Source organism: Rhodoferax sp. ZS1R8, from assembly GCF_056521325.1.
The window spans coordinates 134,467-158,743 of sequence record NZ_JBWMBA010000003.1; the positions used below are offsets into that span (position 1 = coordinate 134,467).

Consider the following 24,277-nt stretch of genomic DNA (forward strand, 5'->3'; position numbering starts at 1 on the left):
TTGGGGCGGCCCTGCGGCACTCAAGTTCTGCGTTAAGAAAGGTACTTATGGCTTACACCACCCTGATCTCGGTTGACCAACTCCAGGCCCTGCGTGCCAGCGGCCAACCCCATACCGTGTTTGACTGCAGCTTTCTGCTGACCGACCCGCAGGCCGGTGAGGCGATGTACGCCGAGGCCCACATCGCCGGCGCCGTCTACGCCCATCTGGACAAACACCTGAGCGCCGCCAAAGACCCGATTACAGGCAAACCCGTGCCCGGCAGCAGCGCATCTGGCGGGCGCCACCCGCTGCCCGCGCGCGAGACCTTTGCCGCGTGGCTGGGTTCGGTCGGCTTTGACAACACGCAGCAGGCCGTCGTTTATGACCGCCAGGGCGCGAATTACTGCGGCCGCCTGTGGTGGATGCTGAAGTGGGCCGGCCATGAAAACGTGGCCGTGCTGGATGGGGGTCTGCAAGCCTGGCAAGCGGCTGGTGGGTCAGTAGAAAGCGGCCCCACAGCTGAATGCCATGCATCAAATTACGTTCTAGCCCTTGCCAAGACTAGATTAGTCGCTATTGATACTGTAGCAAGCAAGGTTGGCAAGTCTGCCGGACCGGGTGGTCAGACCATCATCGATGCACGCGCCACGCCACGCTTTCGCGGCGAGGTGGAGCCGCTGGACCCTGTGGCGGGGCACATCCCTGGCGCGCTGAACCGGCCATTCAACCTGAACATTGGTGCAGATGGGCGCTTTCGGCCGGCTGCGGAGTTGCGTGCAGAGTTTGATGCGCTGCTGGGCGGCCGCTCGCCGGAGACGGTGGTGCACCACTGCGGTAGCGGGGTTAGCGCGGTGCCGAACATCATTGCAATGGAGGTTGCTGGGTTGGGGCGGACGGCGTTGTTTGCGGGGAGTTGGAGTGAGTGGTGTTGCGATCCTTCCCGGCCTGTTGCGCAGGGGTGAGATTTCTTTCTGTTTGACGTTGGTTTCGCGGCTTACTTTGGCTTTTCCAACTTCGTTTTTTCCTCACCTTCCCCACTCCCCCCAGCCCCCTCGCCCCGCCGGGCGATGGGGAGCCTGAACAGCCATATTTGGCCGCGTCTTCAAAGGTGGGACGTACACGCGCTTTGGCCAACACGGGCAGCCCGCTAGGGCAACTGGCCTGAACGGCCTTCCCGGGGAAGGCCGTGCAACACGGCACGTTGCAATTGCAATCACTGCAACAGCGGTCTTAGCCTCACCCTGTAGGTGTCCCCTTCGGTAACAAGCCCAGATACGGCTGTTAAGGCTCCCTCTCGCCCGGCGGGGCGAGAGGGCGGGGGAGAGTGGGGAGAGTGGGGAGAGTGGGGAGAGTGGGGAAGGTGAGGAAATAACGAAGTTGGAAAAAGCAGCAGTAAGCCTACCCATGATGCGCCAACCGACTCATAACCGTAACCAACCCCATCCCCAACCCCAACCACGTAACCTGCGCCACCGTCTCCCTCAAAGACAGCCGCTTCTGCAGCTGAGGAATCAAATCCGCCAGCGCCACATACACAAAGCTGCTGGACGCCACGACCAGAAAGTACGGCAGGTAGTCGTGCAGTGAATCCACCAGCCAATACCCCACCAGCCCGCCCAGCGCGGTGACCGCACCCGCCAGCGACACCTTGACCAGGGCCATGCGCTTGTTGCTGGCGCCGGAGCGCAACACCAAGAGGTCGCCCATGTGGTGCGGCACCTCGTGGGCCAACACGGCCAGCGCGGCGATGGCACCCAGGCGCATGTCGGCCATGAAGGCAGAGGCAATCAGAATGCCGTCGCCGAAACAGTGCACGCTGTCGCCGGTCAGGATGGCCCAGCTGCCGGGCTGGGACGACGCACCGCCATGGCTGTGGCCCGCGTGTCCCTGGGAGGCATGGGCGTGGTGTGCAGGGTCGTGGTGGGCATGGTCTTCGTGACCACGATGGGTTTCGGCGTCGTGGTCGCCGTCGCGGCGTTGGGGGTGGTGGTGCTCATGGCCGTGGTGCCACAGTTCGGCTTTGTCCAGCAGAAAGAAAAACACCAGGCCCAGCAACAGGGTCAGGAACAGGTCGCCAGGACGCACAGCGCCCTCGAACGCCTCGGGCAGCAGGTGCAAGAAGGCTGTGGCCATCAGCGCGCCAGCGGCCAAACTCAGCATGTGCTGCGTGTAGCGGGCCAAGATGCCGAAGCTCAAGGCTGCGGCCAGCCACACGGAGCCAATGCCAGCGACCAGGGTTCCTATCAATATTGCTATCAAAGTCATAGCTGCTTACGCTCATCCCTCGGGGGCTACAGCCCCAAAACACATATAAATAAAAACAAAACCGCCCCAGGGGGCGGTTCAGGTGGCGCAGGTAAAAAATCCTGCGCCGGGGCAGCAGACGACCTTTAGACGCCGTGACCCTTGAACCACTCCAGCGCGCGGCGGAATCCGTCTTCCGCAGCTTCCTTGCGGTAGCTGGGGCGGTAGTCCGCATGAAAGGCGTGCGGGGCTTGAGGGTACACCACAAACTCCGAGGCCTTGGCGGCCTTGTTGCCCTTGGCGCCAGCGGCGGCCAGCGCGTCCTTCATCTCATTGACCGTGGTCAGCGGGATGCCTCCGTCTTGCCCGCCATACAGACCCAGCACGGGCGCCTTCAAATCGGTTGCCAACTCCACCGGATGCTTGGGCGTTGTGGCAGACGCAGTACCAACCAGCCGACCATACCAGGCCACGCCTGCCTTCACGTTCTTGCTTTGCTCAGCATACAGCCAAGTAATGCGGCCGCCCCAGCAAAACCCGGTGATGCCCACGCGCTTGGTATTGCCACCGTTTTCGCCGGCCCACTGGACGGCGCCGTCCAGATCAGCCATGACCTGCGCATCAGGAACCTTGGATACCACCTCGGACATCAGCTTGCTGATGTCGGCGTACTTGCTCGCGTCACCTTGGCGCGCGTACAAGTCAGGGGCAATAGCCAGGTAGCCCGCCTTGGCAAAGCGGCGGCAGGTGTCGGCAATGTATTCGTGCACGCCAAAGATCTCTTGCACCACCAAGATGACGGGCAGGTTCTTCTTGCCAGCGGGGGCTGCGTAATAAAACGGGACGGGGTAGCTTTCCACCTCAAATACCGGTGTGCCGGTCACCAGGCCGGTATCGGGCGTCTTGATTGCCGTCTGCGCCATGATGGGCATTGCGGTAGCCGCGTAACCCACGCCCAGTGCGGTCTTCAGCGCCGTGCGGCGGGTGGCGCCGGTGTCGGTCGATTTGCCGGGCAGCAGGGCATTGAATTCGTCTCTCTGGTCTGGAGTCAGCATCGCTTAAATCCTTCAATCAGGTTTTTGTTGGGGGAAAGCACAGTCTACGGGAATCAATGCGCCTTGTCCCAATTTGGGCCGACGCCCACCTCGGCCAACAGTGGAACCTTCAGGTCTGCCACGCTGGCCATGAGCCGTGGGATCTCGGTCTTGATCCAATCAACCTCGCCCTCGGGCACCTCGAACACCAGTTCATCGTGCACCTGCATGATCATTTTGGTGGCGCGCTTTTCATCATCGAGCACCTGCTGCACCTTGTTCATGCTGAGCTTGATCAGGTCCGCCGCCGTGCCCTGCATCGGCGCATTGATGGCGGCACGCTCCAAGCCAGCCAATTGCGCGCCCTTGGCGTTCATGATGCCGGCCAGCTGCAGGCGCCGGCCAAACACGGTTTCCACATAGCCTTGCTTTCTGGCAAGCTCGCGCGTGGTTTCCATGTAAGTCTTGACGCCGGGATAGCGTTCAAAGTAGCGGGCGATGTAATTTTTGGCAGCCGTGTTGTCAATGCCGAGGTTGCGCGCCAGACCAAAAGCACTCATGCCGTAGATCAGACCGAAGTTGATGACCTTGGCGTAGCGTCGCTGCTCGCTGCTCACCTGGTCCACGGCCACACCAAACACTTCGGCGGCGGTAGCGCGGTGAACATCCAGCCCGCTGTGGAAGGCGCTGAGCAAAGCCGCATCACCGCTGATGTGGGCCATGATGCGCAGCTCGATCTGCGAATAGTCGGCGCTGGCAATCACACTGCCCGGCGGTGCCACAAAGGCCTCGCGCACGCGGCGCCCCTCGGGTGTGCGGATCGGAATGTTTTGCAGGTTGGGGTCGTTGCTGGACAGGCGCCCGGTGATGGCAACGGCCTGCGCATAGTGGGTATGTACACGGCCGGTGCGCGGCAATGCCAACTGGGCCAGTTTGTCGGTATAGGTGCCCTTCAGTTTGGACAGGCTGCGGTGCTCCAGCAGCTTGGCGGGCAGTGGGTAGTCTTCGGCCAATTTCTCCAGCACTTCCTCGTCTGTGCTGCGCGCGCCGGTTGCGGTTTTTTTAACGACTGGCATTCCCAGTTTGTCGAAGAAGATTTCTCCCAGCTGTTTGGGGCTGCCGAGGTTGAAGGGCTGGCCCGCAATCTCGTATGCCTCGGTCTCCAGTTGCAGAATGCGCTGGCCCAAGGCGTGGCTTTGTGCGGCCAGCATGGGGGCGTCGATCAGCACGCCACTACGCTCGATGCGGTACAGCGTCTCGCTGCTGGCCATTTCCAACTCATAAATGAACTTAAGCTTGGCATCGGCCTCCAGCTTGGGCCACAGCGCGCCGTGCACGTCCAGCGTCTGGTCCGAGTCTTCGCATGAATATTCGGCGGCCTTGGCAATCTCGACCTGGTCAAACGGAATTTGACCCGCGCCCTTGCCACACAGGTCTTCGTAGTTGATGCCGCTGCGGCCCACGTGGCGCTCGGCCAAGTTGGCCAGGCCGTGGGGCATATGCGCCTCCAGCACATAACTCTGCAGCATGGTGTCGTGCGCGTAGCCCTGCACGTCTATGCCGTGGTTGGCAAACACATGGCGGTCGTATTTGATGTGCTGGCCCAGCTTTTTGGCGGCCGGGTTTTCCAGCCATGGCTTGAGCTTGGCCAGCACTTCTTCACGGTTCAGCTGCGCGGGGGCATCGGGGTATCGGTGGGTCAGCGGAATGTACGCTGCCTCGCCCGGCTTGACGCTGAAGGAGATGCCAACAATCTCGGCGCGCATTTCGTCCAGCGACGTGGTTTCGGTGTCGATGGCGACGAGCTCCGCGGCTTGCAGGCGCACCAACCACGCGTCGAGCGATTCCCAAGTAAAGATGGTGTCGTAGACCAGGTTGGTGGCGTTGCGCGTGCCGCCCATGTCGTGCGCTTCGTCGAACAAGCCCGGTGCAGCGCCGGTGCTGCCACGGCTACTTTGACTTTCCTTTATCAATTCGGGGGACACGGCCTGGCTGTCCAGCGTCTTGACCAGGCCCTTGAATCCGTAACGCTCGCCAAAAGCCCGCAGCGCCGCGCTGTCCTGCCCGCGTATGGCCATCTCTTCCAGCGACGGCAGGCCGGCGAGGTGGCCGTCCATGCTGCAATCGGTCTTGATGGTCAGCAGCTCACGTCCCTTGGGCAGCCACTCCAGCGAGTTGCGCAGGTTCTCGCCAACGACGCCCTTGATCTCATGGGCACGTGCAACCAGCGCTTCCAGTGAACCATATTCCAGCAACCACTTTACTGCCGTCTTGGGGCCAACTTTGGGCACGCCCGGCACGTTGTCCACCGCATCGCCAACCAGCGTCTGGTAATCCAGCATCAGCCGGGGTGGCACACCGAATTCGGCCTCGACGCCGGCAACGTCGCGTCGGCGGTCATTCATCGTGTCGATGACGGTGATGTGTTCGTTGACCAACTGGCTCAAATCCTTGTCGCCACTGGAGATGATGACGTTCACGCCTTGCTGGGCCGCGCAGTGCGCCAGCGTGCCGATCACGTCATCCGCCTCCACACCGGGCACATCCAGCACCTTCCAGCCCAGCAGGTTGACCACTTCGTGGATAGGCTCGATTTGCGAGCGCAGGTCATCCGGCATCGGTGACCGGTTGGCCTTGTATTCGGGGTACAGCGCGTCGCGAAAGGTCGGACCCTTGGCATCGAACACACAGGCCGTGTAGTCGGCCCGCACGTCTTTGCTGAGCTTTTGCATCATGTTGATCATGATGCGGATGGCGCCGGTCTTCTGGACGGTGCCATCGGGCAGCGTGGTACTCAAGGTTTCGCCGCCGGCGAAGAATGCGCGGTAGAGGTAGCTGGAACCGTCCACCAGCAGCAAGGTTTTCTTATCAGTCATGCATGCATTCTGCCCGTGAATTCTTTGCCCCCACGGTTGCCCACTCTACAATCCGCACGCGCACGTCGCTCCACCTTCCATCACCCGGCCTGCCCCGTCTGAACCAGGGCAGGCTTCTGACTTTCGGGCTCACTGACACATGGCGGTTTACACAGAGGTCTCTTTCGACGAGGCCAGGGACTTCTTGCAAGGCCTTCAATTGGGAACCCTCCAGACCATGGCGGGGTGCGCAGGTGGTATCGAAAACACCAATTACTTTGTCACCACCGACCAGGCCGCCTATGTGCTGACACTGTTCGAGCGGCTGAGCATGGATCAATTGCCGTTCTACCTGCGGCTGATGAAGCACCTGGCCCACCACGGCATTCCGGTGCCCGACCCGGCCACCAACCGCGACGGCGATGTGGTGCATGCGCTCAAGGGCAAGCCCGCCGCTGTGGTCAACCGCCTGCGGGGAAAGAGCGAACTGGCCCCCACCCCCGAACATTGCAGGCAGGTGGGCACCATGCTGGCACGCATGCACCTGGCCGGGCGCGACTTCACCATGCAGCAGCCCAACTTGCGTGCGCTGGACTGGTGGAACGAGACTGTGCCGGTCATCCTGCCTTTCATGCCAGCGGACCAGGCAGCCCTGCTGCGCAGTGAAGTGGCCTACCAGAACCATGTGGCCACATTCGCCGCTTACACAGCATTGCCGCGCGGACCGATACATGCCGACCTGTTCCGCGACAACGTGATGTTCGAGACACCCGAAGGCGAAGCAGCGCAGCCCGTCCTCACCGGTTTCTTTGACTTCTACTTCGCTGGCGTTGACAGCTGGCTGTTCGACCTTGCCGTATGCCTGAACGACTGGTGCATAGACCTGGCCAGCGGCGCGCGCCACGCCGAGCGTACACAGGCATTCATGCAGGCCTACACCGCCGTGCGGCCATTACAGGCCCAGGAGCGCCAACTGCTGCCCGCCATGGTGCGGGCGGCTGCGCTGCGCTTCTGGATCTCGCGGCTGTGGGACTTGCACCTGCCCCGCGAGGCCGCGGTGCTGCAGGCCCACGACCCCGACCATTTCCACCGGGTGCTGCGCCAGCGTATCCTCCATCCATTGACATCTTCCGACGCCACCACTGCATGAAACTACACATCGTCCCGGCCAGCCGGGGCGCCCAATGGGTCAAGTTGGGCATAAAAACTTTTTTCAGACAACCGCTGGCGCTGTCGGGGTTGTTCTTCATTTTCCTGGCCGTGATGTCCGTGCTCAATGTGGTGCCCATTGTCGGCAGCGTGCTGGCCTTTGTATTGATGCCGGGCGTAACCTTTGGCCTGCTGGCAGCAACGCGGGAAGCCAGCCATGGCAAGTTCCCGATGCCAACTATTCTGATTACCGCCTTTCGTGCCGGTAGCCAGCAACGGCGCTTCATGCTGATTTTGGGTGCCCTCTACACCGCAGGTATCGTCCTCATCTTGTGCTGCACGCCTTTGGTGGATGGCGGCAACTTTGCCAAGCTGATGCTGCTGGGAGAGGTGCCGTCGGTCGAAGCGCGCCAGTCCATGGACTTCCAGTTCGCGATGTTGTTGGCATCGGCGCTGAACATGCCGCTCACGTTACTGTTCTGCCACGCGGCGGCGTTGGTTCACTGGCATGGCACGCCACCGGTCAAAAGCCTGTTCTTTGCGCTGGCGGCTGTCGCCGGCAATTTTCGGGCGTTTGTGATCTACGGGTTGGTCTGGATGGGTGTTTTTCTAGGATTTGGCATCATCATGAGCATGCTGGTTGCAGCCATAGGCGGGGTCGAAGCGGTAGCCGCAATGGCCTACCCTGCCGCTGTTCTGCTGGCAACGATGGTGTTTGCATCCATTTACTTCACATTTCAAGACAGCTTTGAAAGCATCCCAGGGGACGACACATGACACAGCACTATCTAGAAGGCCGCAACGAGGACGAGTTGCTGTGGTTCCAACGCCGTGGCTTTTTGCAAGCCGCAGCCGCGTGGACGGCTGTGGGTAGCCTGGGTGCGGCCCATGCACAGGCCCGAGGCAATGTGGTGGAGTTGCGCGGAGACGCAACCGTCAATGGCCAGGCCCTGTTGGCCGGCCAGTCCGTGCAAACCGGCGATGAAATCGTCACCGGGCCACGGTCTACGCTGATTTTCGTTGTCGGTAACTCCGCATTTCACGTACGCCAGAACTCCAGTCTGATGGTTGAGCGCGGCCCCTCGCTGAACGCTGTCAGCCTGCTGCGCCTGCTGACCGGTGCCGTGGTCAGCGTGTGGGGCAAGGGCACCAGCCGCCAGATCCTCACGCCGACCTTGACCGCCGGCATACGCGGAACCGGCGTCTACACCGAGGTGTTTCCCTCCAGACAGGGCAATAGCCGCACCTATTTTTGCAATTGCTATGGGGTCGTGGACTTGGCCTCGGGTGAGGACCGCGAAGTCTCCGAATCAAGCTACCACCAGGCCGTCTGGGGCGAACCCCTGTTGGACGGCCGCGCTGCGCTGACCCCTGCCCGCGCCATCAACCACTCCGACGCCGAACTGGAGTTTTTGGCCCGCTTGATCGGAGAGCGCACGGCCTGGCAGATCAGTGGCCAGAAAGGCGACAAAGGCATGGAACGCGAATACGGTGGCTGATGCTTCTTGTGTTGCCAAAGCCACAACAAATCACCTAAACAACATGAAAAAAGCGGTAGAAGGTATTGATTTGTCTTGTTTTTATTGACGAGGTCGATTGATAATGAATCCTGTTGATGGCGCAGAAAATGGCGTCTCGTTTTAATAACCTTGGATAAGGGGGCTACCTTGATTCCCAAAACTTTGATGCAGGTGGCAATCGGTGTCGGCGCTGTGTTGCTGGTCGGTTGCGCAACGTCTCCCGATCCGGCAGTCAGTGCGCAGGCGGCGGCCGAGAAGGCCCAGATGCAAATGCGATCACTCCGTATGTATAAGGTAGTAGGCCCATGAACTTAAAACTGATTCTTTCTGCACTGGCAGCCGTAGGTGTTTTGGCTGCCTGTGGCGCGCCCAATAGCGTGCGGGTTGACCCCTCATATGACGAAGCGGCAGGCAGCAAATTCTTGGGTACAAACAGAGATGCGGTCAATAACTTGATTGGCAACTATGATCGCGGCCCATTAGGTGACACACCTGTATTGGTTGCTACTATCGTCAACGTCAACGACATGCGCCGCACAGCTCCACTGGGCCGCACACTGTCAGAGCAATACGCTTCGCAAATGGCGGCCAACGGTTTCAATGTCAAGGAAATGAAGCTGCGTGGCGATGTGTTCATCCGCGAAGAAACCGGTGAACTGCTGTTGTCCCGCGAGATCAAGGACATCGCGCGCAGCCACAGCGCCAGTATGGTGTTGGTTGGCACCTACTCGGCCGCCGCAAATTTCACCTATGTCAGTCTGAAATTTGTTCGCACCGAAGACAGCCGCATCATCCGTGGTTATGACTATGCCTTGCCTAACGACAAGGACGTCACCAAGCTGCTGCAGGTTACGAACCCCAACGCGCGCTAAGCTTTTTAGCTTCTCCCAAAAGCCCGGCCTTGCCGGGCTTTGTTTTTTTGGGCGTCTATATCTACGGGACAGGCGTCAACTTGGCCACACTCAGCGCCAGCCATTTGGTCCCGTGGCGCGGGAAGTTGATCTGGGCCCGTGCATCGTCCCCAGCACCCTCCAGCGTCAGCACCGTGCCTTCTCCAAACTTCGCGTGGAACACCAGCAGCCCTAAGCGCAGGCCATGCTTATTGGGCTCCTCCTTGCGCGGAACAGTTTGACCAAATAGGCCGCTAGCCCCCGTAGGGCGTGCGTAACCAGCTCCTGATTCCATAGCAGACCCAGCGTTCCAATTCCGCCCGAAACTCTGGTTCTTGGGCGTTAACCACTTCAGCGCGGCCTCGGGCAGCTCTTCGAAGAACCGGCTCTTCATGTTGAAGCGCGTCTGGCCGTGCAGCATGCGTGACTGCGAGTGGCTCAGGTACAGGCGCTTGCGTGCGCGGGTGATGGCCACGTACATCAGGCGACGCTCTTCCTCCAGGCCATCGCGGTCATTCATCGAATTCTCATGTGGAAACAGGCCCTCTTCCATGCCAGTGATGAAGACGGCGTCAAACTCCAGACCCTTGCTGGAATGCACTGTCATCAGCTGGATGGCGTCTTGCCCGGCCTGGGCCATGTTGTCACCGGCCTCCAGGGCGGCGTGGGTCAGAAAGGCCACCAATGGGGACAACGTCTCGCCGGTATCACCGAGCACGTCGGGCGGCAGGTCTGGGGCGTTTGGGTCCAGGCCCTGGCTCACTGGACTCTGGCCCGCCGTCACCCCTGTTGCCATGGCTGCGGCGTCGCGGCCAAAACCTTCCTGCATCACAAAGCTCTCAGCGGCATTGACCAGTTCGTCCAGATTCTCCAGCCGGTCCGCGCCTTCGCGGTCGGCTTTGTAATGCTCGACGAGGCCGCTGTGGTCCAGCGTGTGCGCAATGATGTCGCGCAGGTTCATGCCTGCCGTCTGCTCGCGCAGCACATCCATCTTGGCGACGAAGCCGCCAATCACGGCCCCGGCACGCCCGGGCAGAACGCTGACAGCATCGTGCAGCGAACAGCCCTGGGCGCGTGCCAGATCCTGCAACTGTTCCAGGCTGCGAGCGCCAATGCCACGCGCCGGAAAGTTGACGACCCGCATGAAGCTGGTGTCGTCGTTTGGGTTTTCCAGCAGGCGCAAGTAGGCCAGCGCGTGCTTGATTTCGGCACGCTCGAAAAACCGCAGGCCGCCGTACACACGGTACGGCAAGGCGGCATTGAACAATGCGGTCTCAATCACCCGGCTTTGCGCATTGCTGCGGTAGAGCACCGCGATCTCCTTGCGCTCAAATCCGGCCTCGGTGCCGTTGTCGCGCACCAATTGCTTCATCTCATCGACCATCCATTGGGCTTCGGCGAAGTCGGTTGGAGCTTCGTAGACCCGCACGGGTTCGCCGGCTCCCTGGTCGGTGCGCAGGTTCTTGCCCAGGCGCTTGCTGTTGTGGCTGATCAGCGCATTGGCCGAGTCCAGGATGTTGCTGTAGCTGCGGTAGTTTTGCTCCAGCTTGATCTGGTGCTGCACGTTGAATTCGGTGACGAAGTCGGCCATATTGCCGACCCGCGCACCGCGAAAGGCATAGATGCTCTGGTCGTCATCACCCACGGCCAGCACGGCGCCGCCCGCCACATCCGGGCTAGCGTTACCGCCCTGCCCCGCCAGCATCTTGATCCATGCGTATTGCAGCTTGTTCGTGTCCTGAAACTCGTCAATCAGGATATGGCGAAAGCGCCGCTGGTAGTGTTCGCGGATCGGGTCGTTGTCGCGCAGCAGCTCGTAGGAGCGCAGCATCATTTCACCAAAGTCCACGACCCCTTCCCGCTGGCACTGCTCCTCATACAGTTGGTAAACGTCAACCTTGCGCCGGGTCTCCTCATCGCGCACTTCCACCATGCTTGGACGCAAACCGTCTTCCTTGCAGCCGCCGATAAACCACTGCAATTGCTTGGCCGGAAACCGTTCGTCGTCGATATTGTTCTGCTTGCACAGGCGCTTGATGGCGCTGAGCTGGTCCTGCGTGTCCAGGATCTGGAAGGCCTGCGGCAGGTTGGCCATTTTGTAATGGGCACGCAGGAAGCGGTTGCACAGGCCGTGGAAGGTGCCGATCCACATGCCACGCACATTGACCGGCAGCATGGCTGAGAGCCGCGTCATCATCTCCTTGGCGGCCTTGTTGGTGAAGGTAACCGCCAGAATGCCGCCCGGGCCCACATAACCGTTCTGCAGCAGCCAGGCGATGCGGGTGGTCAGCACGCGGGTCTTGCCGGAGCCTGCTCCGGCCAGTATCAGCGCATGCTCGGCCGGCAGGGTCACGGCAGCGCACTGCTCGGGGTTCAGCGTGGCCAGCAAAGGGGAAGACGTGTCGGCAGCGAAAGCGGGTGTAGAAAACATGGTTGATTGTAGGAAGGACGTGGTCACTGGTATGACCCCGGTCTAGGTGTCTTCCCGAATGTGCGCCAAAAGTCACTGGCACCCAGTATCATCACTGCGGCTATACCATGATAAGGCGCTACGCTGAATGCTATTTACAAACAAGCTCCTCAAGTTACTTCTGCTTGCAAACACTGCCCTGCTGTTGGACGCGGCCGTGTACGCGGCCACGCTCGATATAGGCGGTGTCAAGGTAGAAGAGTCTCTCACCATTTACAACAATACCCTGGTGCTTAACGGCGCAGGCTTGGTCTCGAATGGGAAGATACCCTCCTATGCAGTACAGATCTACGCCAAGCAGAAGTTCAAGACCATGGATGAGCTTTTGGCTGTGCCTGGCCCTAAACGGTTGGTGCTGACCGCGGTCAAGGAAGTGGACACCGGCCCCATCGTCAAGATGTTCAACCGTAGCGTTGACGATGTCGCGGGCAAGAGCGATCGCGCCAAATTGATACCCGGCTTGATGAGCATTGGTGAAATCTTCAAGGCCAACCGTGTGCTGAAGCCCGGCGAAGTCATGACCATGGACTGGGTCCCCATTTCTGGCCTGGTCATCTACCTGGGCGGCAAACTGCAGGGCCAACCCTACCGCGAAGCCGAGTTATTCAGGGCTGCGATGGGGGTCTGGATGGGCGACTTTCCGGCCGATGCCAAGGTTAAGGATGCGCTGCTCGGCCACATGTAGACGGTGATTTGCACACGCGCTGGCGAAGTTGTATACAATCAGTCACCGGGCCCAAGCAATTGGGACCCGGTTTTTTTATGCCGGGTCCCGTCCAAGCGCCTATTCTTGAAATCAGACTGAAGGAGCTTGGACCATGGAAATTTTTGACTACGACAACATCCTACTGTTGCCCCGCAAGTGCCGCGTGGAGAGCCGCTCGGAGTGCGATGCCGGCGTAGAGCTGGGGGGACGCAAGTTCCGCATCCCTGTAGTTCCCGCCAATATGAAAACCGTGGTCAGTGAAGACATCTGCGTCTGGCTGGCGCAGAACGGTTACTTCTATGTGATGCACCGCTTTGACTTTGACAACCTGCAGTTCGTTAAAGACATGAAGGCCAAGGGCCTGTTCGCATCCATCTCACTGGGTGTCAAGCCGCCGGACTACGCCACAGTAGACGCCCTAGTGGCCCAAAGCCTTGTGCCCGAATACATCACCATCGACATCGCCCACGGCCACGCCGACAGCGTAAAGAACATGATTGCCTACATCAAGGGCAAGCTGCCCGCCAGCTTTGTCATTGCTGGCAATGTGGCCACGCCTGAGGCGGTGATCGACCTGGAAAACTGGGGTGCGGACGCTACGAAGGTTGGTATTGGGCCGGGTAAGGTCTGCATCACCAAGCTCAAGACCGGTTTTGGTACCGGAGGCTGGCAGCTGAGCGCATTGAAATGGTGTGCCCGTGTGGCGACTAAACCCATCATTGCCGATGGCGGTATCCGCGACCATGGCGACATTGCCAAAAGCATCCGCTTTGGCGCCACCATGGTCATGATTGGTTCACTGTTTGCCGGCCATGAAGAGTCTCCCGGCAAAACCGTTGAGGTGGACGGCAAGCTGTTCAAAGAGTACTACGGCTCGGCCAGCGACTTCAACAAGGGCGAGTACAAACACGTTGAAGGCAAGCGCATCCTGGAGCCTATCAAGGGCAAGCTGGCGGACACCTTGGTGGAGATGGAGCAGGATGTGCAAAGCTCGATCAGCTACTCGGGTGGCAAAAAGCTGATGGATATCCGCAAGGTTAACTACGTGACGCTGGGAGGTGACAACGCGGGCGAACACTTGCTGATGTAGGCAAGGCGTGGGCCCTAGCCCGTCAGTCACCTGACAGCAATCCCCGCCTAACTGACACCAGATGACCGCATGGCGGGAGTATTCTGGTGCCATGCGGAGGACGACAGCATGAAAGTTGCAGTACTGGGTATCGGCCTCATGGGTTTTCCTATGGGGCGGCGCCTGTGCGAGGCAGGGCACACGGTCCACGTCTGGAACCGCACACTGCAGAAGGCGCAACGCCTCGCCAGCGCCGGGGCTGTCGTTCACGCACACGCCGCTGATGCCGTGCGGGATTCAGAGTTGGTCATCACGTTGCTGGATAACGGCGCCGTCGTCGGCCAGGTCCTGTTCGACATGGGCGTGGCCGATGCGATACCCGCCAATAGCCTGCTCGTCGACATGTCCTCCATCAGGCCAGCCGAAGCCCGCGACCACGCCGCCCGACTCAACGAGCGGCATATCGCCTACCTGGATGCGCCGGTGTCTGGCGGCACCATAGGCGCCGACAACGGTACGCTGGCCATCATGGTTGGCGGCAAGGCCAGCAGCTTTGAGCGAGCATTGCCGATATTAAATGTATTCGGCCGGGCAACCCATGTCGGTCCCACTGGCGCGGGCCAATTGACCAAGCTCGCCAACCAGATGATTGTGGGTGCGACGATTGGCATCGTGGCCGAAGCTCTGCTTTTGTGCGAGCGCGGCGGCGCGCACATGGGCAAGGTGAAGGAGGCCATAGCCGGAGGGTTTGCAGATAGCCGCATCCTCCAAGTACACGGCCAGCGCATGGTGGAGCGTGACTTCACGCCGCGAGGCCGCATGTCGGTACAGCTCAAGGACTTGCGCAATGCTATGGCCACGGCCGGTGAAGTCGGGTTCGACGCGCCGATCACGGCGCTGTTTGAGCAGCTGTATGCCCAAGGGATCGAGCATGGCTTGGCTGACCTCGACCACTCCGGCCTGTTTGTGGAACTGGCAAGCCGCAACGGGATGGCCTGAACGCTTCGGAGGCATAAAAAAAGGACCCGGTGGGTCCTTTTTTGTTGGGTGACGGCCGACCCGCCAACAGTGCAGGTCAATCGAACGTGCGGGCAACACGCTTCTTGGCATCACGGGGTACAAACACTTTGCCGGCATTGCCGGGCTTCACACCCATGGGCTTGCTGAAAGCGGGCTTGCGGGCAGCGAAATCGCCGCGCGGTGCACTAAAGTCACCACGGGGGGCGTCAAAGTTGCCACGTGGAGCCTGGAAATCACCACGGGGAGCGAAGTCACCACGGGGAGGACGTGCATCACCGCGTGGAGCACCTTGGCCGCCCGCAAAGCGGTCGTTGAAACCACCCTTGCGTTCGTAGCTGAAGCCTTCTTTGGCTGCACCGCCGAAGTCACGTGCGCTGTTGCCAAATTCACGGGGGCCTGCAGCCGGTGGGCGTCCACCGAAACCGCCGCCGCCACCGTGGCCACGATTTCCACCAAAGCCACCTTCACGGGGGCCATTACTGAACTTGCGGTCGCCGCCGAAGCCGCCACCTGGGTTGGCACGGCCAGCAAAGCTGGGGCGCGACTCAGGTGCGCGTTGTTGTGGCTCCAGACCCGGAATCGTTTCAGGTTTGATAGGCTGGCGTGTGTAGGCTTCGATGTCGAAAATCTTGCGGCGGTCGCGCATTTCGGCAAAGGTGATAGCCAGACCATCCCGACCGGCACGACCGGTACGGCCAATGCGGTGGGTGTAGTCTTCGGCCTTCATCGGCAAGCCGAAGTTGAACACGTGGGTGATGGTGGGCACGTCAATACCGCGGGCAGCCACATCGGTCGCTACCAGGATTTGGACTTGGCCATTGCGCAGCGCCATCAGGCGGCGGTTGCGCAGACCCTGGCTCAGGGCACCGTGCAGGGCCACGGCGTCAAAGCCATCTTGCTGCAGGTCGTTGGCCAGGCCGTCACACTCGATTTGGGTGCTGGCAAACACAATAGCCTGGTTGATACCGGTATCGCGCAACCAGTGGTCCAGCAGCTTGCGCTTGTGTTGGGCGTTGTCGGCCCAGAACAGCACTTGCTTGATGTTGACGTGTTTTTCTTGCGGGTTGTCGATGGTCACGCGCTGGGGTTCGCGCATCACGCGGGCAGCCAACTGCTGGATACGTGGAGCGAAGGTTGCGCTGAACATCATCGTCTGCTTGCGGCCGATGGTGAGCTGGTTGATTTCTGCCAGGTCATCGGAGAAGCCCAGGTCCAACATACGGTCGGCTTCGTCAACTACCAAGAACTGAACTTGGTCCAGCTTGATTTGCATGGAGCGTTGCAGATCCAGCAAACGGCCAGGTGTAGCCACGACCAGATTGGCGTTTTGCAGCTTGGCGATTTGCAATTGGTAGGGCATGCCGCCCACGATGTTGGCAATGCGCAGACCGCGGCAATGTTGCACCAGGTCGATCGCATCGTTAGCCACTTGCTGGGCCAGCTCGCGGGTTGGGCAAACGATTAGGGCGCCAGGTGCTGGGGCCTTGAAGTTGCGGGCATTGGTAGGGTCTTTGCGCTTGGGGCGCTTGGGTGGTGCTTCGCCACGGGCAACGGCTTCCGCCACTTCGCGGTCGAACGCAGCGCGCTCGTCAATTTCGGCCTGGGCCAATTGCTTCAGCAGCGTGTGCAACACGGGCAGCAAAAAGGCTGCGGTCTTGCCGCTGCCGGTCTGGCTGGAGACCATCAGGTCAATATACTTTTTCGCTTGCTGGTCAGCGCCATCGGTTGGCAGCGCCAAGGGAATGGTCTTCAGCTGAACCGATGTAGGTTGGGTGTAGCCCAGGTCCTTGACGGCGGCGACCAGTTCTGGCGCCAGGCCCAGGGTCACAAAGCCATTCGGTACTTCTGGCACTTCGGCAACTTCAGTCGCGTCGATGTCCGTGCTGGCGTCGGCTGTAACTACAGCATCGCCGGCAAAAGAGGGGGTAGAGAGGATTTCGGCAGGCGCAAACGCACCTGTCACTTCAAAAGCGTCAGTCATTGTTTTACTCACACGCGAGTGCCGCAGGGTATGCGGCTGCTCCGTCAATGGTTAAAAAACATCAACCATCAAACGAAACCTGCGTCTGAAAAACTGTTCAGCGCTTGGGGCCCGACTTTGCGAACCCGGTGAATGAAGGGAGATGTACAAATATGCGCCACTGATTGCAGCGCAGCCACCGATTATGGCATGAATTCGGGTTTCTACCTAATTTTTTTGATGGGCGACTGGCTAATCGAGCTTCATCAGGTGCTGACGGTAGTGCGCGAGCTCATCAATCGACTCGTGCACATCGGCCAGGGCTGTGTGGCGTTGCTGTTTCTTGAAGGATGCATGCACCTCGGGCTTCCAGCGTTTGGCCAGCTCCTTCAGCGTGCTGACATCCAGGTTGCGGTAGTGAAAGAAAGCCTCCAGCTTGGGCATGTACTTGATCAGGAAGCGCCGGTCCTGCCCGATGGAGTTCCCGCACATTGGCGAGCCATTGGCCGGCACGTATTGCTTCAAGAAGGCGATCAGCGCGTCCTGCGCCTGCTCCTCGGTTACGGTCGACGCCTTCACCTTGTCTATCAGGCCGCTCTTGCCATGCGTGCCCTTATTCCAGGCGTCCATCTTGTCCAGTTGGGCGTCGCTCTGGTGGATGACGAATACCGGGCCTTCGGTACGGTTCTCCAGGTTGGGGCCGGTTACGATGACAGCGATTTCGATGATGCGTTCGGCTTCGGGATCCAGGCCGGTCATTTCGCAGTCGAGCCAGACCAGGTTTTTGTCGGATTTGCTTAAAGGGGGGTTGATGGGTGTATCCATGGGCCAATTGTCGCTGATGGCCTAAACTCCTACGCCATGAATGACCTCTTCGCCGGCAACGCGGCCTCCCTGAATACCACCATTGCCTTTGCGCTGGCCCTGACCTTGAGCCTGGTGCTCAAATTCTGGTTGGCCAGTCGCCAGATTCGCCATGTGGCGCAGCACCGCGGTGCCGTGCCCAGCGCCTTTGCCGACAAGATCACGCTGGCAGCCCACCAGAAGGCCGCGGACTACACCATCACCAAGACGCGCTTCGGGCTGTTAGAGCTGGCTTGGGGCGCAGCAATTGCCGTCGCGTGGACGCTGATGGGCGGCCTGTCGGCGTTGAACCAGGCGCTGGTCGATCTGTTGGGCCACGGCATGGCCCAGCAAGTGGCTGTACTGGTGGCTTTTGTGGCAATTGGCGGCGTGCTCGATTTGCCGTTCACGCTATACCAGACCTTTGTCATCGAAGAGCGTTTCGGCTTCAACAAGACCAGCCTGAAGCTGTGGTTGCAGGATTTCGCCAAATCGCTGCTGCTGTCCGCAGTGATTGGGCTACCCTTCATCACGCTGGTCATCTGGATGATGGGCGCCACCGGCCCGTGGTGGTGGCTGTGGGTCTGGGGCGTGTGGATGGGCTTCAACCTGCTGGCGCTGCTGATCTACCCGACCTGGATCGCACCGCTGTTCAACAAATTCCAGCCGCTGGAAGACCCGCGGGTCAAGGAGCGCGTGTCGGCGTTGATGGCGCGCTGCGGCTTCACCTCCAAAGGCTTTTTCGTCATGGATGGCAGCAAGCGCAGCGCCCACGCCAATGCCTACTTCACCGGCTTCGGGGCCTCCAAACGGGTGGTGTTCTACGACACGCTGCTGGCGCAGCTGAGCCCAACTGAGGTGGATGCCGTGCTGGCCCACGAGCTGGGCCACTTCAAGCACCGCCATATCGTCAAGCGCATAGCTTCCATGTTTGCGATCAGCCTGCTGGGCTTCTTCGCACTGGGCTGGCTCAGCCAGCAGGTGTGGTTTTTCACCGGTCTTGGGGTAATGCCCAACCTGAATGGGGCCAACGACGCGCTGGCCCTGCTGCTGTTCATGATGGTGTTACCTTTGCTGAGCACCTTCATGGCGCCGCTGTTCGCGCAGCTGTCGCGCAAGCACGAGTTCGAGGCCGACGCCTACGCGGTGACACAGACCAGCGGCCCGGCGCTGGCAGGCGCACTGCTCGAGCTGTTTGAAGACAATGCGTCGACGCTGACACCCGACCCGGTCTATGTGCAGTTCTACTACTCGCACCCGCCGGCTACGGAGCGGCTGGGCCGTATTCTGAACCAGCCTGTGGTCGCCTGATATGCAACCAATCCATATGCCAAATCGGGCTGTAGCCCTCGTGCAGCGTGCGTAACCAGCTACACTAATGATAGCAACCACAACACACTCCCCTTTGGAACCCGGCCTGGTCATTGCAGGCCACGGCCGCCACGTGTGGGTGGAAACGCCCGACGGGCGTCGGCTGATCTGCCACCCGCGTGGCAAGAAGAGCCAGACCGTCGTTGGCGACCGCGTGCTGTGGCAGGCCAGCGAGGACGAGGGCACGATTGAAAAGGTGCAGCCGCGGCGCAACCTGTTCTACCGGCAGGACGAGATCCGGACCAAGATGTTCGCCGCCAACCTGGACCAGGTGCTGATACTGATCGCAGCCGAACCCGAGTTTTCGGAGAGCCAGCTGGCGCGCGCACTGATCGCGGCTGAGGCCGAGCACATACGCCCCATCATCGCGCTGAACAAGAGCGATCTGGCCGAACCGTTTGGCCGCGCATGGGCACGCATGGGCGTGTACCGCGACATGGGCTACACGGTGCTGCCGATGGCGCTCAAACCCAAGGCCGACGAACACCCGCAGACTGAGCACCATCTAGATGCGGTGCTGGCCGGCAAGACAACGCTGGTGCTGGGTCCGTCGGGCTCGGGCAAGAGCACGCTGATCAACCGCTTGATCCCCAACGCGCAGGTGCTGACCAATGCGATATCCACCGCGCTGAACTCCGGCAAGCACACGACCACCAGCACCACGCTTTACTGGCTGGATGCAGCGGCACGCACCACGGCCGTCATCGATTCACCGGGTTTTCAGGAATTCGGCTTGAACCATATTGAGCCCATGCACCTGGCCAGCCTGATGCCAGACATCAAGGCCCACGCGTCGAACTGCAAGTTCTACAACTGCAGCCATCTGCACGAACCGGGCTGCGGGGTGATTGCTGCGCTGCAGAAGGCATCGGATGGTCATTCGGCCCCTAGCCCTCATGAAATAAGCACGACTCGCTACAAAATTTATAGCGGGTTGTTTGCGGAGTTGTCGGAGAAGCGGTACTAGTTTTTTTGGGTCTTACTGGATGGTTTGCCTTGCAGGAGGCTTCCTCACACCCCCCCCTCTCTCCCCCGCCCTCTCTCGCCCCCGCCGGGGCGAAAGAGGGAGCCTAACAGCCGTATTCGGCCTTGTTTTTTAAGGTGGGACGTACACGCTCGATAGCCAACACCGGCCGCTATTGGAATCTCACACGTTGAACGTGCCACCTTTGAAGACGCGGCCAAATATGGCTGTTCGGCTCCCCTTTCCGCCCTGGCGAGGGTGGAAAGGGGCGGGGGGGGATAGGGGGTGGTGTGAGGAAGCCTCCTGCAAGGAAGACCACCCAGTAAAACTCCCTACCCCAACAACCGAGCCAACGACAACAGCGCCAAAAACACAATCCACATCACGACAGTCCGCCAGACCAGCCCCACCACCGCACGCAAGTGCACCGGTTGCGGTGTAGCACCCGCGCCGGGGCTTTCGGCATCACCCAATTTGACGTTCAACGCGCCGGCCGTTGCAGCCAACACTACGCCGTTGTTGTCGCCGGGGAACTGCGCCTCGCGCTGGCGCCAGCTGTCCACCGCCTCTTCAAAGCTGCCGACAAAGGCAAAGCCCAGCGCCGTGATGCGCGCGGGCACCCAGTCCATCACATACCAGGCCTGGCTGGATGTGGTCTTGAGCGCATCGCTCAGTGGTGCGCTGGACGGGCGGGTGGGCCGGTTGGTGTAGCGGGCAACATACTCAGCGATGCGGTACAGCACAGCGCCTGCCGGACCCAATCCCAGGGCAGCCAACAGTGAATACCAGGCAAACACACCAAACACATGGCGGTGCGCGTTCAGCACCGAATGCTCGATGACGTGGCGCACGATCTGGCTGCGCGGCAATGCGCTGACGTCCATACGCATCCACTGCGCCAGCTCCTTGCGGGCCATTTCTTCATCACCGGCCAACAGGGCATCGCGGATGGCCGTGAAGTGGTAGCTAAATTGGCGAAAGCCCAGCGTCGAATACAAAATGCCAATGCTCCACACGGCAGCGGCAATCCAGCCTATGGACCACACCAGCAGCCAGTGCACGCCGAACACCAGTGCGGCGGGGATGACGACAGCAATCCACCATGCCAGCCAGCTGTGGTGGGGCTTGCCGGTATCCAGGTTGCGAATGACCCAGCGCACCCAACTGCGCACGCCCAAATGCACGGGGTTGCCCTGCCCCAAGGGCCGCGCCTGCTCCAGCAGCAACGCAAATAGTATGGAGAGAAAACTCATGGGGCAATGATAGCGACCCACACAGCGCCCAATCGCGTGAGGACAGCATGCAACTGCGCTACGGTCTGCGCGGCAAGGCGCTCAGGAGAGCAGGAAACGGTAGAGGTTGCGCAACATGCCCGCAGTAGCACCCCACACGAATCGCTCTGCGGTGGCGTCAACGTAGGGCATGGACAGCCACTCGCGCGTGGCACCAGCCCATTCCACGGCGTGGCGGCGGTGGTTGGCAGGGTCCATCAGAAAGCTCAAGGGGATTTCGAATACGTCGGCCACTTCGTGCGGATTGGGCGTCACGCGGTGGGCAGGATCGACCAGGGCAACGACAGGGGTCACCAGAAAGGCGCTGCCCGTGGTGTAGATGGGCAAGGAGCCCAGCACCTGCACGAAACGGCGCTCCAGGCCGATTTCTTCTTCGGCCTCGCGCAGCGCAGTGTCCACGGCGTCTGCATCTTCGGGGTCGGCCTTGCCGCCAGGGAATGCGACCTGGCCCGAATGGCTGGACAAATGCGTGGTGCGCTCGGTCAGCAGCACGGTCAGGCCGCTGTCGCGCATGACCAGAGGTATCAGCACGGACGCATGAACGGGTGCGCGCTGCGAGAAGCGTGGCTCGGCCAACAGCTCGGGCGTCCAAGCCTGCGCGCTGGCGAAGCGCTGCACCAGCGCCTGCGCCTGCAGGGCCTGTGCCGGCACTTTGGGCAGGTGATCGTCCACGCCGACGATCGGCACCTGGCGCGGATCAAAGTTCAGCGGGGGTGAAGGTGGTGAAGTCATAAAAAAACCGCCACAAGCTTGCGCCGGGCGGTTTTGCTGAAGGCAAAGGCTTGTATTAAACAGCCGCTGTCTTCTTGGCTGGCAGCTTTTCCTTGATACGTGCCGACTTGCCGCTGCGGTCACGCAGGTAGTACAGCTTGGCACGGCGCACGTCACCGCGGCGCTTGACTTCGATGCCGGCGATCAGCGGGCTGTAAGTTTGGAACGTACGCTCGACGCCTTCACCGCTGGAGATCTTGCGAACGATGAAGCCGCTGTTCAGGCCGCGATTGCGCTTGGCGATCACAACACCTTCGTAGGCCTGCACGCGCTTGCGGCTGCCTTCGACCACGTTCACGCTGACAACAACAGTGTCGCCAGGTGCGAATTCGGGGATGGTCTTGCCGAGGCGAGCAATTTCTTCTTGCTCAAGAATTTGGATCAGGTTCATGATTTTCTTTCGTGATCTTGCATGCGCCGGCACCGAATGGCGCGAAGTCAGGGTATTCAGAAAATACGCTACTTTGGCCGTACAGAGGATCTGGTTAGCCTTGCATTATAGCAAGTTCAGCCCTGGTCCCGCAATACAGCCTCATCTTGGCGGCTGAGCAGCCCGGCAGCGCGGGCAACGTCCAGCAGATCGGGGCGATGCTGGGCCGTCAGCTTGAGCCGCTGGTCGCGGCGCCAGCGCTCAATCTGCCCATGGTGGCCAGACATCAAAACATCCGGCACACCAACACCCGCCCACTCTTCGGGCCGCGTGTAGTGCGGGCAATCCAGCAGACCATCCAAAGAGGGATTGAAGCTGTCCATGTGGTGGCTGTCAGAGTCTGACAACACGCCCGGTTGCAAGCGCGCCACAGCATCCAGCAAGGCGATAGCCGGCACTTCACCGCCCGACAGCACAAAATCGCCCAGACTGATTTGCTCGTCCACCTGCGTGTCAATGAACCGTTGGTCAATGCCTTCGTAACGGCCGCACACCAGGATGGCACCACTGCTGGTGGACCAGCGTTGTACGGCAGCGTGATCCAGCCGTTTGCCTATGGGAGAGAACAGCACTACGGGTGCACTGTCGGTGCGCTGGGAGCGGATGTGGGCCAAGGCCAGCTCCAGCGGCTGCGCTATCATGACCATGCCGGGGCCGCCGCCAAAGGGACGGTCGTCAACACGGCGGTAGTTGCCGGTGGCGAAGTCACGGGGGTTGGTGCATTGCACATCCACCTGGCCAGACTCATAGGCCCGACGGGTGATACCTACCGATAGAAACGGGGCGAAGAGTTCCGGGAACAGCGTGATGACGTCGAAGCGCATACGCGGAAACTCAGTAGTCGGCTTGCCAGTCCACGCGGATGCGGCGTGCCTTCAGGTCCACATCGTCCACGTAGGCGGAGACAAACGGGATCATGCGCTCAGCAGTTTTGCCGTCTTCCTGGTATTCCATCACCAGCACCGTTTGTGCGCCGGTGGACAACAACTCTTTGACGACGCCCAGGGGCACGTCTTCACGGTTGATGACGTCCAGACCGATCAGATCGACCCAGTAGTACTCATCCTTGGCGGCCGTCGGAAAACTGGAGCGCGAGACAAAAATACGGGAGCCACGCAGAGCCTCGGCCGCCGTGCGGTCATCCACGCCATGGGCAGTAGCGACGACGGTATCGGAGTGTTCCTTGGCCTCCTTGACGGACAGGCTGGCGACGCCCGTGAACGTCTGCGCCCCGCGCTCGGTGGGCAGCAAGAACCAACGTTTGGAAGAAAAAAGCGCCTCGGGATCGGCGCTGTAGGGCAGGACTTTGAACCAACCCTTGATGCCCCACGCGTCCGCAATCCGTCCGACTTCAATGGCATCTGCTGGTAATTCAGCAGCTTCGAGTCCGGTGAGCATGCGCGTAAGGCGCCGGTCGGAGGGTGCTAGACCCTCGTCACGGCACAGTGGCTTATTAAGCGGCCTTCTTGGCGGCTTGGTTGATCAGGCGTTCCACAGTGGGGGAAGCCTGGGCGCCAACGCCCTTCCAGTAAGTCAAGCGATCCTGCGCAATGCGGATGCTCTCTTCGCTGGCGGTTGCGATGGGGTTGTAAAAACCGATGCGCTCGATGAAACGACCATCACGGCGTGTGCGCTTGTCAGCCACAACAATATTGAAAAACGGGCGTGCTTTTGCACCGCCACGGGCGAGTCGAATGACGACCATGA

The 24,277-nt window shown here is 60.6% G+C and carries 22 protein-coding genes; 10 read left to right on the plus strand and 12 right to left on the minus strand.

All coding sequences use genetic code 11. The features are described 5' to 3' along the window. Positions 1-47 precede the first annotated feature (47 nt). Complete coding sequence (locus tag AC097P_RS11525) at positions 48-944, plus strand: sulfurtransferase (protein WP_479610559.1); 897 nt, start codon at positions 48-50, stop codon at positions 942-944. Between the two features lie 436 nt (positions 945-1,380). On the opposite strand, the gene AC097P_RS11530 is transcribed toward AC097P_RS11525, so the two are convergent. From AC097P_RS11530 to polA, 3 genes are all read right to left on the minus strand, one after another. Further along, positions 1,381-2,247: a ZIP family metal transporter gene (locus AC097P_RS11530; protein WP_479610560.1), complete on the minus strand. Its 867-nt coding sequence runs from the start codon at positions 2,245-2,247 to the stop codon at positions 1,381-1,383. Positions 2,248-2,372: 125 nt separating this feature from the next. After that, positions 2,373-3,281, minus strand: a complete 909-nt coding sequence (locus AC097P_RS11535; protein ID WP_479610561.1) for a dienelactone hydrolase family protein — start codon at positions 3,279-3,281, stop codon at positions 2,373-2,375. Positions 3,282-3,334: 53 nt separating this feature from the next. Continuing rightward, positions 3,335-6,136 (minus strand): DNA polymerase I, encoded by a 2,802-nt coding sequence (gene polA / locus AC097P_RS11540; protein ID WP_479610562.1) that lies wholly within the window; start codon positions 6,134-6,136, stop codon positions 3,335-3,337. A gap of 139 nt (positions 6,137-6,275) precedes the next feature. Between polA and AC097P_RS11545 the strand changes: the two genes are divergently transcribed. From AC097P_RS11545 to AC097P_RS11560, 4 genes are all read left to right on the plus strand, one after another. Beyond that, positions 6,276-7,265: a homoserine kinase gene (locus AC097P_RS11545; RefSeq protein ID WP_479610563.1), complete on the plus strand. Its 990-nt coding sequence runs from the start codon at positions 6,276-6,278 to the stop codon at positions 7,263-7,265. Then, positions 7,262-8,041 (plus strand): BPSS1780 family membrane protein, encoded by a 780-nt coding sequence (locus AC097P_RS11550; RefSeq protein WP_479610564.1) that lies wholly within the window; start codon positions 7,262-7,264, stop codon positions 8,039-8,041. Before AC097P_RS11545 ends, AC097P_RS11550 begins: the two co-directional genes overlap by 4 nt. Further along, positions 8,038-8,763, plus strand: a complete 726-nt coding sequence (locus AC097P_RS11555; RefSeq protein ID WP_479610565.1) for a FecR family protein — start codon at positions 8,038-8,040, stop codon at positions 8,761-8,763. The genes AC097P_RS11550 and AC097P_RS11555 overlap by 4 nt, the downstream gene beginning before the upstream one ends. A 326-nt stretch (positions 8,764-9,089) precedes the next feature. After that, positions 9,090-9,656 carry a FlgO family outer membrane protein gene (locus AC097P_RS11560; RefSeq protein WP_479610566.1) on the plus strand — a complete coding sequence of 189 codons (567 nt, stop codon included), beginning with the start codon at positions 9,090-9,092 and terminating at the stop codon, positions 9,654-9,656. A gap of 61 nt (positions 9,657-9,717) precedes the next feature. Here AC097P_RS11560 and AC097P_RS11565 read toward each other — a convergent pair whose 3' ends face one another. Further along, positions 9,718-12,105: a UvrD-helicase domain-containing protein gene (locus AC097P_RS11565; RefSeq protein ID WP_479610567.1), complete on the minus strand. Its 2,388-nt coding sequence runs from the start codon at positions 12,103-12,105 to the stop codon at positions 9,718-9,720. A 127-nt stretch (positions 12,106-12,232) separates the two neighbouring features. On the opposite strand from AC097P_RS11565, the gene AC097P_RS11570 reads away from it, so the two are divergent. The 3 genes from AC097P_RS11570 (at position 12,233) to AC097P_RS11580 (ending at position 14,918) form a co-directional block, all read left to right on the plus strand. After that, positions 12,233-12,829 carry a chalcone isomerase family protein gene (locus AC097P_RS11570; RefSeq protein ID WP_479610568.1) on the plus strand — a complete coding sequence of 199 codons (597 nt, stop codon included), beginning with the start codon at positions 12,233-12,235 and terminating at the stop codon, positions 12,827-12,829. Between the two features lie 133 nt (positions 12,830-12,962). Further along, entirely contained in the window at positions 12,963-13,940 is a 978-nt protein-coding gene (locus tag AC097P_RS11575) for a GMP reductase (RefSeq protein ID WP_479610569.1), read from the plus strand. Positions 13,941-14,048: 108 nt separating this feature from the next. Further along, positions 14,049-14,918: an NAD(P)-dependent oxidoreductase gene (locus tag AC097P_RS11580; RefSeq protein ID WP_479610570.1), complete on the plus strand. Its 870-nt coding sequence runs from the start codon at positions 14,049-14,051 to the stop codon at positions 14,916-14,918. A 76-nt stretch (positions 14,919-14,994) separates the two neighbouring features. Here AC097P_RS11580 and AC097P_RS11585 read toward each other — a convergent pair whose 3' ends face one another. Next, the gene (locus AC097P_RS11585) at positions 14,995-16,920 is read right to left on the minus strand and encodes a DEAD/DEAH box helicase (protein WP_479610571.1); all 1,926 of its coding nucleotides are present in this window, start codon (positions 16,918-16,920) and stop codon (positions 14,995-14,997) included. A 231-nt stretch (positions 16,921-17,151) separates the two neighbouring features. Then, a complete protein-coding gene (gene orn / locus AC097P_RS11590; protein WP_479610572.1) occupies positions 17,152-17,724 on the minus strand; it encodes an oligoribonuclease in 573 nt (190 codons plus the stop codon). Between the two features lie 36 nt (positions 17,725-17,760). On the opposite strand from orn, the gene AC097P_RS11595 reads away from it, so the two are divergent. Beyond that, complete coding sequence (locus AC097P_RS11595) at positions 17,761-19,053, plus strand: M48 family metallopeptidase (RefSeq protein ID WP_479610573.1); 1,293 nt, start codon at positions 17,761-17,763, stop codon at positions 19,051-19,053. Positions 19,054-19,120: 67 nt separating this feature from the next. Then, a complete protein-coding gene (gene rsgA / locus AC097P_RS11600) occupies positions 19,121-20,080 on the plus strand; it encodes a ribosome small subunit-dependent GTPase A (protein ID WP_479610574.1) in 960 nt (319 codons plus the stop codon). A 329-nt stretch (positions 20,081-20,409) separates the two neighbouring features. Here the strand turns inward: rsgA and AC097P_RS11605 are convergent, their stop codons facing one another. The 6 genes from AC097P_RS11605 to rpsP all read right to left on the minus strand — a co-directional run bounded on the left by AC097P_RS11605 (position 20,410) and on the right by rpsP (position 24,275). Further along, complete coding sequence (locus AC097P_RS11605; RefSeq protein WP_479610575.1) at positions 20,410-21,330, minus strand: CobD/CbiB family protein; 921 nt, start codon at positions 21,328-21,330, stop codon at positions 20,410-20,412. A gap of 81 nt (positions 21,331-21,411) precedes the next feature. After that, complete coding sequence (locus AC097P_RS11610) at positions 21,412-22,101, minus strand: CoA pyrophosphatase (RefSeq protein WP_479610576.1); 690 nt, start codon at positions 22,099-22,101, stop codon at positions 21,412-21,414. 55 nt (positions 22,102-22,156) lie between these two features. Continuing rightward, positions 22,157-22,531, minus strand: a complete 375-nt coding sequence (gene rplS / locus AC097P_RS11615) for a 50S ribosomal protein L19 (protein ID WP_295777684.1) — start codon at positions 22,529-22,531, stop codon at positions 22,157-22,159. A 116-nt stretch (positions 22,532-22,647) separates the two neighbouring features. Further along, positions 22,648-23,394, minus strand: coding sequence for a tRNA (guanosine(37)-N1)-methyltransferase TrmD (gene trmD, locus AC097P_RS11620; RefSeq protein WP_479610577.1), 747 nt, complete (start codon positions 23,392-23,394; stop codon positions 22,648-22,650). Between the two features lie 10 nt (positions 23,395-23,404). Continuing rightward, on the minus strand, positions 23,405-23,968 hold the full coding sequence (gene rimM, locus AC097P_RS11625) for a ribosome maturation factor RimM (protein WP_479610578.1): 564 nt from the start codon (positions 23,966-23,968) through the stop codon (positions 23,405-23,407). Positions 23,969-24,023: 55 nt separating this feature from the next. After that, a complete protein-coding gene (gene rpsP / locus AC097P_RS11630) occupies positions 24,024-24,275 on the minus strand; it encodes a 30S ribosomal protein S16 (RefSeq protein ID WP_209396792.1) in 252 nt (83 codons plus the stop codon). Between the last annotated feature and the right edge of the window lie 2 nt (positions 24,276-24,277).